The organism is Nostoc sp. PCC 9305 (genome assembly GCF_963920915.1).
Lineage (GTDB): Bacteria > Cyanobacteriota > Cyanobacteriia > Cyanobacteriales > Nostocaceae > Nostoc.
The window spans coordinates 1-10,107 of sequence record NZ_CAWUDN010000173.1; the positions used below are offsets into that span (position 1 = coordinate 1).

At 43.5% G+C, this 10,107-nt stretch carries 6 protein-coding genes; 5 read left to right on the forward strand and 1 reads right to left on the reverse strand.

The features are described from left to right. Positions 1-494: 494 nt before the first annotated feature. From ACM0OX_RS33860 to ACM0OX_RS33880, 5 genes are all read left to right on the forward strand, one after another. Entirely contained in the window at positions 495-4,190 is a 3,696-nt protein-coding gene (locus ACM0OX_RS33860) for a hypothetical protein (protein WP_414519388.1), read from the forward strand. A gap of 298 nt (positions 4,191-4,488) precedes the next feature. Then, on the forward strand, positions 4,489-4,962 hold the full coding sequence (locus tag ACM0OX_RS33865) for a hypothetical protein (protein WP_414519389.1): 474 nt from the start codon (positions 4,489-4,491) through the stop codon (positions 4,960-4,962). A gap of 379 nt (positions 4,963-5,341) precedes the next feature. After that, positions 5,342-5,833: a caspase family protein gene (locus tag ACM0OX_RS33870; protein WP_414519397.1), complete on the forward strand. Its 492-nt coding sequence runs from the start codon at positions 5,342-5,344 to the stop codon at positions 5,831-5,833. A 142-nt stretch (positions 5,834-5,975) separates the two neighbouring features. Further along, positions 5,976-6,170: a hypothetical protein gene (locus ACM0OX_RS33875; RefSeq protein ID WP_414519391.1), complete on the forward strand. Its 195-nt coding sequence runs from the start codon at positions 5,976-5,978 to the stop codon at positions 6,168-6,170. Positions 6,171-6,423: 253 nt separating this feature from the next. Then, positions 6,424-7,143 carry a DUF928 domain-containing protein gene (locus ACM0OX_RS33880; protein ID WP_414519393.1) on the forward strand — a complete coding sequence of 240 codons (720 nt, stop codon included), beginning with the start codon at positions 6,424-6,426 and terminating at the stop codon, positions 7,141-7,143. Between the two features lie 78 nt (positions 7,144-7,221). Here the strand turns inward: ACM0OX_RS33880 and ACM0OX_RS33885 are convergent, their stop codons facing one another. Continuing rightward, a complete protein-coding gene (locus ACM0OX_RS33885) occupies positions 7,222-9,939 on the reverse strand; it encodes a CHAT domain-containing protein (RefSeq protein WP_414519395.1) in 2,718 nt (905 codons plus the stop codon). Positions 9,940-10,107: the final 168 nt, after the last annotated feature.

Below are 10,107 nucleotides of genomic sequence, written 5' to 3' on the forward strand. Positions count from 1 at the left end.
CGCCCAGATTTAACAGAGAGGTGCCCCGGATAATACCGGGCATCGACTCTACCAAGACTAGCGCGATGTGAGATTTTTCTCAAGGTAGTGGCGTGGCATAGCTAAAATAGTGCATTAGCAAACTCTTGTGGGATGGGCTTCTAGCCCGTCCTAATTGGCGGGCAAGATGCCCGCTCCACAAGAAAATTTATTGCAACATTTTAGTCTTGCCACGCCAGTAGTAGCACGGTAATGCCCATTGGTGTCAACTTAAGCTGAAATTTTCAACTGTTCGTAGCCCGCTCTTAGACATCGCTCCCGTAATTACCACCGGACTACAAGGTATAGAGCTTATCCCAGTCACGAAGACTTTCATATTGTGCTTCTACCGCGTATTGCTCAACTGCTAATTGAACTTTAAATCTAGAGTTTTTAACTCTAGTGGGTAAATCACTAGTCAATTTGGGTATTTTAAGGCACAGAGGTAATTTTCTCAATAGTTTTAACAAAACAAGATGACACAATACGCCCTTGTCGTTGAAATTGCTCAGGATGACAACAGTTTCGGCAGCCTGACTAAACCTATTAATGATGTAGAGGCTGTGGCTAGCACAGAAAAATTTTTATTGGTGGTAGATGAGTTTGGGGAAGTATCTACAGTTTGTATAGATAAGGAAGAACGGCAGAAATTTATTGAACTACTGACTGGGGTAGTAGAGATTCATGATTCGCGGTTAGCAGTTGTAATTACCATGCGAGGCGATTTTCTGGAATCCTGTTTAGATAATCCTTCTCTGGCTCACCTGATTCAAACCCAGGCAGTTGTTATACCACCTTTAACTGGAGTTGATTTCAAGGAGACAATCGCCAAACCTGCCCAGCTTCAGGTTCATAGTGTTGAAGAAGCAGGAGCATTAAAAATTCTCCAAAATCTTCAACAAGAACCAGGGAATTTACCATTGTTAGAGTTTGCCTTAACTAAACTCTGGGAGAAACGCGAGCAAAAGAAATATCAACTTACCCAAGAAGAGTATGAAAACTTGGGAGGATTAACTGCGGTGTTAAATCTCCATGCAGAAAATGTTTATCACTACCAAGATTATGAGAAAGAATACCCAACTCAAGAACGCAGTCAGCAAGAAAAGGAATGGATTAAGCAGATTTTTCTGCGGTTAGTGCGAATAGGAGAGGGAGAAAAGGATACCCAACAGCGCCAACCAAAAGCCACATTATTAAATATTGCAGGTGATGATGCCAATCAACGGCAACAACTTAGTGAGTTACTAGATGGTGAAGCAGGATTGGTTAAGGGACGCTTATTAGTTTCTGAGAAAGATGAAAAAGGAGAAGTCTGGATTAATTTAGCCCATGAAGCTTTAATTGAAAGTTGGCAGCAGTTTGCCCAGTGGCGACAACAAGACCGAGACTTGCGACCGTTGAGCGAGACATTAGAAAATACCCGACGGGAATGGTTGAACGAAAGGCCGGATGACAAATATTTAATCCAAAAGGGATTGCTGTCCCAAGTGAGGGATAGCTGGCAACAATTGCAGCCTGATTTGCAATCACCCCAACAAGATGAGGATTTTTACCAGCGCAGCGATGCCGACGATAAAGACCGGATTGCCGAGATGGAAAGGGCGCTTACTGAATCCCAGTTACGAGAGAAAGCGGCTAGGGTAGACGATTTATTGCCCTTACAACCCCTAGATAGTCTAGTTTTGGCAATTCAAGCTATGGGGGAGAATCAAGAGAAACTACCCCAGCAGATTCTTGCATCAGTTCAGAACAGTTTGAATCGGGTGGTGAATAAAGCAAGAGTCTCGATTCCCTTCTGTGGTCATGAAGGTAATGTCTCTTCCGTCGCTATCAGTGCTGATGGGCAAACAATTGTTAGTAGTGGTACTGACGGCACTGTGCGGTTGTGGAATTACCAAGGTCTTCCCTTAGCTGAACCTTTGCGCGGTCATCAGGGGAATGTCTCTTCTGTCGCTATCAGCGCCGATGGGCAGATGATTGTCAGTGGCGGTGCTGACGGTACTGTGCGGTTGTGGAACCTGCAAGGTCTTTCCTTGGCTGAACCTTTGCGCGATCATCAGGGTAATGTCAATTCTGTCGCTATTAGCGCTGATGGGCAGACGATTGTCAGTGGCAGTGCTGACGGTACTGTGCGGTTGTGGAATTACCAAGGTCTTTCCTTAGCTGAACCTTTGCGCGGTCATAAGGGTAATGTCTCTTCTGTCGCCATCAGCGCTGATGGGCAGACGATTGTCAGTGGCGGTGCTGACGGCACTGTGCGGTTGTGGAATTACCAAGGTCTTCCCTTAGCTAAACCATTGCGTGGGGATAAAAATGATGTCTCTTGTGTCGCCATCAGTGCCGATGGGCAGACGATTGTCAGTGGTGGTGCTGACGGTATGGTGCGGTTGTGGAATTCCCAAGGTCTTTTCTTGGCTGAACCTTTGTATGGTCATGAGAGTAATGTGAGGTCTGTAGCCATCAGCGCCAATGGACAAAACATTGTCAGTGGCGGTGCTGATGGTACGGTGCGGCTTTGGAATCGCCAAGGTATTTCCTTAGCTGAACCTTTGCGTGGTCATCAGGGTTGGGTCAATTCTGTCGCCATCAGTGCCGATGGGCAGACGATTGTCAGTGGCAGTGATGGCGGCACTGTGCGGTTGTGGAATCGCCAAGGTCTTGCCTTAGCTGAACCTTTGCGCGGTCATGAAGGCAATGTTAGGTCTGTTGCTATCAGTACTCACGATCAGACAATTGTTAGTGGTAGTACTGATGGCACAGTGCAGTTTTGGAACTACCAAGGTCTTCCCTCAGCGAAACCTTTGCGCGGTCATAAGGGTTGGGTCTATTCTGTCGCCATTAGCACCGATGGTCAGACGATTGTCAGTGGCGGTACTGATGGCATGGTGCGGTTGTGGAATCACCAAGGTCTTCCCTTAACTGAACCTTTGCGCGGTCATGAGGGTTGGGTTTATTCTATCGCTATCAGCACTAATGGTCAGACGATTGTCAGCGGTGGTAGTGATGGTACGGTGCGTTTGTGGAGCCTGCAAGGTCTTGCCTTAGCTGAACCTTTGTATGGTCATGAGGGTTATGTCAATTCTGTCGCCATTAGTGCCGATGGGCAGACGATTGTCAGTGGCGGTGATGACGGCACTGTGCGGTTGTGGAATCGCCAAGGTCTTGCCTTAGCTGAACCTTTGCGCGGTCATGAAGGCAATGTTAGGTCTGTTGCTATCAGTACTCACGATCAGACAATTGTTAGTGGTAGTACTGATGGCACAGTGCAGTTTTGGAACTACCAAGGTCTTCCCTCAGCGAAACCTTTGCGCGGTCATAAGGGTTGGGTCTATTCTGTCGCCATTAGCACCGATGGTCAGACGATTGTCAGTGGCGGTACTGATGGCATGGTGCGGTTGTGGAATCACCAAGGTCTTCCCTTAACTGAACCTTTGCGCGGTCATGAGGGTTGGGTTTATTCTATCGCTATCAGCACTAATGGTCAGACGATTGTCAGCGGTGGTAGTGATGGTACGGTGCGTTTGTGGAGCCTGCAAGGTCTTGCCTTAGCTGAACCTTTGTATGGTCATGAGGGTTATGTCAATTCTGTCGCCATTAGTGCCGATGGGCAGACGATTGTCAGTGGCGGTGATGACGGCACTGTGCGGTTGTGGAATCGCCAAGGTCTTGCCTTAGCTGAACCTTTGCGCGGTCATCAGGGTTTTGTCAATTCTGTGGCCATTAGCGCTGATGGGCAGACGATTGTGAGTGGTGGTACTGATGGCGCTGTGCGGTTATGGAATCTGCAAGGTCTTCCCTTAGCTGAACCTTTGCGCGGTCATAAAGGTTGGGTCTATTCTGTGGCCATTAGCGCTGATGGGCAAACGATTGTTAGTGGCGGTGATGACGGTACTGTGCGGTTGTGGAACCTGCAAGGTCTTCCCTTGGCTGAACCTTTACGCGGTCATGAGGGTTGGGTTTATTCTGTCGCCATTAGCACTGATGGGCAGACGATTGTTAGTGGCGGTGAAGATGGTACTGTACGGTTGTGGCGCGGTGACTGGCGTGCATGGTTGCAAGTCTGTTGTGACAGGTTACGTTACCATCCCGTCTTCACCAATCCGCAAACAGAGGAAGCAAAAGCCGCCTGCGAAACCTGCCAAAAATATGTTTGGAGTAAAGTCAGCGGATAAAAACACGGCATTGCTGTGCCTCTAAGAAGGTCTGCACTCGACTTAATTGCAAACGGCTATAAAGGCAGTAGCAACACATCTTTGGGTAAAGACGCGATGAATCGCGTCTCTACAAGTGGTCTATTTGTCGCATTCCTTTTTCAAATTGGTATAAATTATGGTGAGCTAAAGGCTTAGGCATAACCTGCACTTTGACAAAGCTCACCTTTTGACCTTGGAATTTTTATTAGTGTTATTGAAATTAAACTGGTATATGTGGGCACTCTAAAATTAAGCAACATACTGGAGACTAATTTCTATGTCCACAACCTCAATTAGTGCAACCCTAGCGCAATCAGATAGAGATGCTGTGTTGCAAGCGATCGCTACAATTAAAGAGAAGCTACCATTTTTGATTGATTTAAGTAACGAGGAGCGGAAAGCTTTACCCAAGATGGGAGATAAAAGCCGCGCCTTTGTCAGCAAAGCATTGGAAGTGGCGACACAGAACCCAGAGTTTTTGCCGCGATCGTTTGACCTTAATGAGATGCGGAAAGACGTACAATTATTTGAAGCTTTGTATCCAGTACTGCTGTCTTTGTCGCAATTACAAGAGTTGCTAGATGATACATCTATAGCAGTGGGAAGTGAAGCTTATGCAGCTGCGTTGCAGGTGTATAACTATGCCAAAGCTAGCGGACAAGGCGCTGGTTTAGATGGAGTAGTTGAGGAAATGGGGCAAAGATTCGCCCGTAAATCTCGGAAATCCAAGCCTCAAGCCGCAGTGTTGTAGAAAATAGCTCGGCGATAGCACTTCTAAGGTGCAATGTTGAGGCTAAGAACTCGGATGTTGGAGTAAATTGCTCGGCGTTCCGAGTTCTGAACTCGAAGTTTCAACCTCAGAACATGGAACTTCATGCTTACAACAGCAACATCTAAGATCCAAAGGTGAATGATGGTGAAAAAAAGGCGATCGCTCACCTTCAGAACTCGGAATTTTGAGATCGGAACACCAACAACTAAGATCCAAGCGTGAATAATGGTGAAAAAAAGGCAAATCTTTTCTCTAAGATGCTCTCTTTATAAACCTAAAAAATAAAGCCTCCACAAATATCTGGCATAGGGGCACGGCAATTGCCTTGCCTTCATAATAAAAAGGTAGCGAGGCGCTGATTTATTTTGCGGGACATGGATTTGAAGCACCCAGTCTCACAGGTGAACCGAAAGGGTATTTAGCAACTTCAGATTGTAATAAAGACGGACAAAATGCGATCGCCTTTGATGACTTCAACACCTTAATTGCGAAATCTCAACTCAGCAGCCTAGTGGTACTGTTAGATTGCTGTTACGCTGGCTCATTACTAGAAAGAAGCTTCATCAGATCGAGCTTTCCCGTCTTCAACAGCAAACAAGACTACTGCTTAATTACAGCCTCGCGTGCCTTTGAAAGAGCTAGAGAAGATGGTGAAGGTGGGATTTTCACCAAAGCAGTCATCAAAGGATTATCTCAAGATAAAGCTGATGTTACTACAGGGGAAGTCAATGTCAACGACTTGATGAGTTTTGTATCGCGGGAACTCAAGCAAAGCGGACAAGAAGAAATTCATATCAGTGGTGGTAGATCAATTCCCCTAGTAGTTCGCCAAGTGAACTTGGCGGGGTAAAGGGTAAAGGGGAAGGGGGAAAGGTTTCAAATCCCTTACCCCTTACCCCTTCCCCTTTCCCCAGCCATCACGCAGCATTTTTGGGTTGGCAGACTACTAGTTTTTTATCCAGCGAAGAATCCGGTAGCGCCTAGGGTGGTGAGTGAAGAATGTCCACCAACTTACTCTAGAGCAATATGAAAAATTGGGAGAATTAACTGGGGCGTTAAATCTCCATGCAAAAAAGGTTTATGAATACCAATATTTTGAGGAGGAATCTCCAATTCAAGAGCGCACTCAACAGGAGAAAGAATGGGTCAGGCTGATTTTGCTATTGAATAAATATAAAAAGCGCTAGAAGAGATTCGGATAGAAGTTTTGAATTTTCTATAGTTTCTCAAATCTAAAGAATACAAAGATGATATTACTTTAATTTTTAATAGTGAATTTACTATCCTTAAATAATATAATACTTCACAAGCAATCGGCATAATTTAGGTTAAATGATATGTAGTACTAATATATGTGTACTAAAAACTTTGCAGAGTAAGAACATGGCTCAAATACTATGCCTTTTACACAAAAGTTTGAGGAATACCCTTATCAGTTGCATGACCTTGAGCTTATTGTTATTGATGTCTACAGCAGTCTTAGCTGACAAGAAAAACAATGATTCTGACGATCCTCCACCGCAGACTAGAGGAACTTCAGGCGGTTCTAGGGGATGCGAGACTCAAACAGAAGCATCGTTAAGTAGTATTCCAGATATTATCTTGCTTGCGCCTAATCAAAGTTACGGTCAAAGTTTGGTCAATAATCCTACATTCGCTTGGTATGTAAAAAATACTAGTTCTGTGCAAATGGAGTTCCGCCTTTATGAGTATGACAAAACTAACAAACAATCTAGGTTGGTCAAAGAGATTAAAGATGAAACTTTTAAAAGTTCTCCAGGAATTATGGTTTTATCTATGCCTAGTTTAGAATTGTCAGTTGGTCGGAGATACCTTTGGCAAGTCGAATTGGTTTGCGATGCTAATCGTCCTTCTGGTAATCCATTTGCGATCGCGGCGATGAAAGTAGTTTCAACTCCACCGCATTTGAAAAAGCAGATATCCCAAAACAATGATGTTTTAATCAAAGCAAATCTGTATAACCAAGCTGATTTGTGGTACGATACTTTAAAAATTGCTTTAATTTCCAAGGATGAGCCGACTATTAGAGAATTAAAAAAGTCTCTTCTAGAACAGGTAGCAACTGGAACAAAACCAGAATTAAGAGAAAAAACTAAACTAGCACTAATAAATAGTAAGATACATCAATTGCAGCGCTAGGACAAATTAGTTTTTGTAAAGGTCTTGCTGATATCAATTCGATGTGATGATGCACTTAAGTTTGATTAAACTTAGAGATCAAAGCCAGTTACCAATGAGAATGAATGGTGCCCAATATCCGGGGTGACTTTCAAGTTGCTGCTGATGCGTTTGCAACCAAGCTGTTTGAGACGCCTGTAAGGCTTTGGCTTTACTCATTCCGCTATGCCAGTTTTGATAAAATTTCGCTATCAATTGTGCTGTTGCTGCATCATCAACTTTCCAAAGAGTTGCTATGGCGCTTTTAGATCCGGCTTGTATTGCAATACCCGCTAGTCCTAAAGTTTGGCGATCGCTACCTACTGCTGTTTCACAGGCTGTCAAAGTTAATAACTCAATCGGTTGATTTTGAGCGCGAGTATTGTTAATAAGTTCATAAAGATCATTTAATGTCAGTTTTTCATTGTAAGTTGCGGTTGTAAGTGATTTTTGATTATTTACTGCAACTTTTTTCCCAGTTACTAAAAACGTTTCTCGATCGTCAATACCAAACTTGCCATGAGTTGCCAAGTGAATGATTGGATAAGTATTTTCTTTTAACTCTTTTTGCAAGCGCTCAAGTGTAAAGTCTTGATTCAGTAGTCCCTTGCTTTTTGGTAAACTCGCTGTAATCGTTTTCAGTTCAGATTCTACTTGTGTAAGCGGCTCAAAAAATTTGTAACCTGCATCTGTTTTGACGGTAGCTGGTTGTGTCAAGCCAAAAGCTAATACCTTTAAATTTTTCGGGTTTGATTCTTGAGGATTTGTCAGAGTCAATGCTGGAGCAAAGGCGATCGCATACTTTTCAATCAAGAATTGTTTACCATCAAACAGTGTAGCTATCGGGATACTCCGAAGAATTCCGTCTTGAATAAACACTAAAGTTTCAATTTTATTTTTTTCTAAATCGCTAAGAAAAGGACGAATAAACCAGTCATATACTTGTTGCGATCTGGCTTGATAAGTGTTTTCCAAGTCTGAAAGTTTTTCTAGTTTGATTCGTAGATCGTTAATAATCTCTCTAACGTCTTGACTTTTAACAGGTATCCAAGAAACTTTTGACTGAATTTTTTGCTCATCATCAGCTAAGGTGAGAATGATTGCAAGGCTTTCTTTTAAAAGAATCGAACTCAAGACGGCAGTGTTTTTCCCGACGAGTGCCACTGGTTTCTGAATAAGTGCTAAATCACAATTATTCCCTAAATAGTTTTGTAGTTCTGCTAATCTCAACTCATCTACTATTGGAAGTATCGACTCCAAATTCTGTTGAATATCTGATGCTTGGACAAGATGATTGGTTTGCTCTAGACGTAACTCTAGCAATTCGCGGTAAACTGGTTCAACGTTATCTCGAAAGTCAAACTGTAAATCTCGCTGTTGCAGTATTAAATCACTACGGATACTTTTGAGGCTGTCAATAGATTTTTCATAAAAATTAATTGCTTCTTTGACTCGACCTGTGGCTCTAGATAAGCGTCCCAGTTGCCATGCCCACAAGTAAAGGTTCTCATCAGCGACAGTGCCAATCAGGGCTTGTTGAGTTAAATTTATAGCTTGTTGATAGTCTTGGCGACATTCATAAATGTGTCCTAATCGACCTTTAGCAAAGGATTCTGCCTCTCGATCCTGAATTTTTTGAGTGATTGCCACAGCTTTGTTGAGTAGTTCAACAGACTTAGGCAAAGATTCGGACTTCAAGCATTGAGTTGCTGGATCGGTACTGACTGACTCGCTGTTTTGGTTAACGAGTTGTAAAAGATTAGCAAGTTGAATCGCCGTGTATGCTCGATCGCGGGAGTCGGGTAATTGTTCCAATACGACCAGTGCTTGCTGTAGTGTATTGTTAACTATGGCTTTATCTTGAAGATGTTGGCGGTGATAAAGTCTAACTAGACCTAGTAGCGATCGCAGTTCATTCACTCTGTCGTTCTGGCTACGAGCTAAATTCAGGCTTTGTTCAAAATACTGTACAGCTTGCTTATCATCGCCAATAGTGTCTTGCTGGAATTTTTGGGCAGCTTCCTTATCGGCTACCTCACGGGCAAATTCGGCACGACGCTCATTGCCCTTAGCCAAACTAGCGTAGGTATTTGCTAAACCATTTAAGGTAGACGCTACATAAGTTTGATTATTTATGCGCTTGGCGATTTCATTACTTCGTTCAAAATCTTGAATAGCTTGCTCGTACTTGCCTTGGAGACGATGAGCATTTCCCAAACTACCCCAAGCAGCTACTTTGCCTAGTTCATCTGAGTGATTGCGGGCAATTTCTACTGCACTATCTTGACTACAAGCTGAATTGCTTTGCTTTTGACCGCATAAAATGGTAACTGCACGCTGTTGCTGTCCCAAGCTACTGTAGAGTTGAGCCTGTTCTGTCAGCATCCGTCCTACCTCGAGCGGCTCGTTTTTCTGACGATAGTAGTCAATAACTTGCTTTAATTGAGCGATCGCTTCAGAGATTTGACCTACTTGTTGATATGCTCTGGCAAGGTATGTCCGTATACTTATTTCCTCAGCATAATTACTCTTACCCTGTGGAGCAGAGGAGAGAGCTTTTTGCCAAGACAGAATTGCTCCTTGAATATCGCCAGCTTGATATAGCTTAAGTCCTTGTTGCACTAACTGTGTTAAAGCCGACGATTTAGCTGTTGCAATCTCTGCAATTCCCTTATGCCCAATTGTTAGGGAAGGATGTCCTAACCACAAGCATAAAGTTAGTGTTGTAAAAAAGAGAACTGCCCAAACGCGACGAACAGGGTCAAGTAAGCATTGCATGATGGCATAAAGAAATACGTTAATTAGCGATCGTGCGGAGTGGAGTACGCTAAATACAGTATTTCATAAATCTCTGGCATTGCATCGATTAACAATGGCATTGCATCGACTAATAATAGACCTCTTGCATAAATCAAAAATAAGAAAGAACCCCACCCCGCCAAAGCT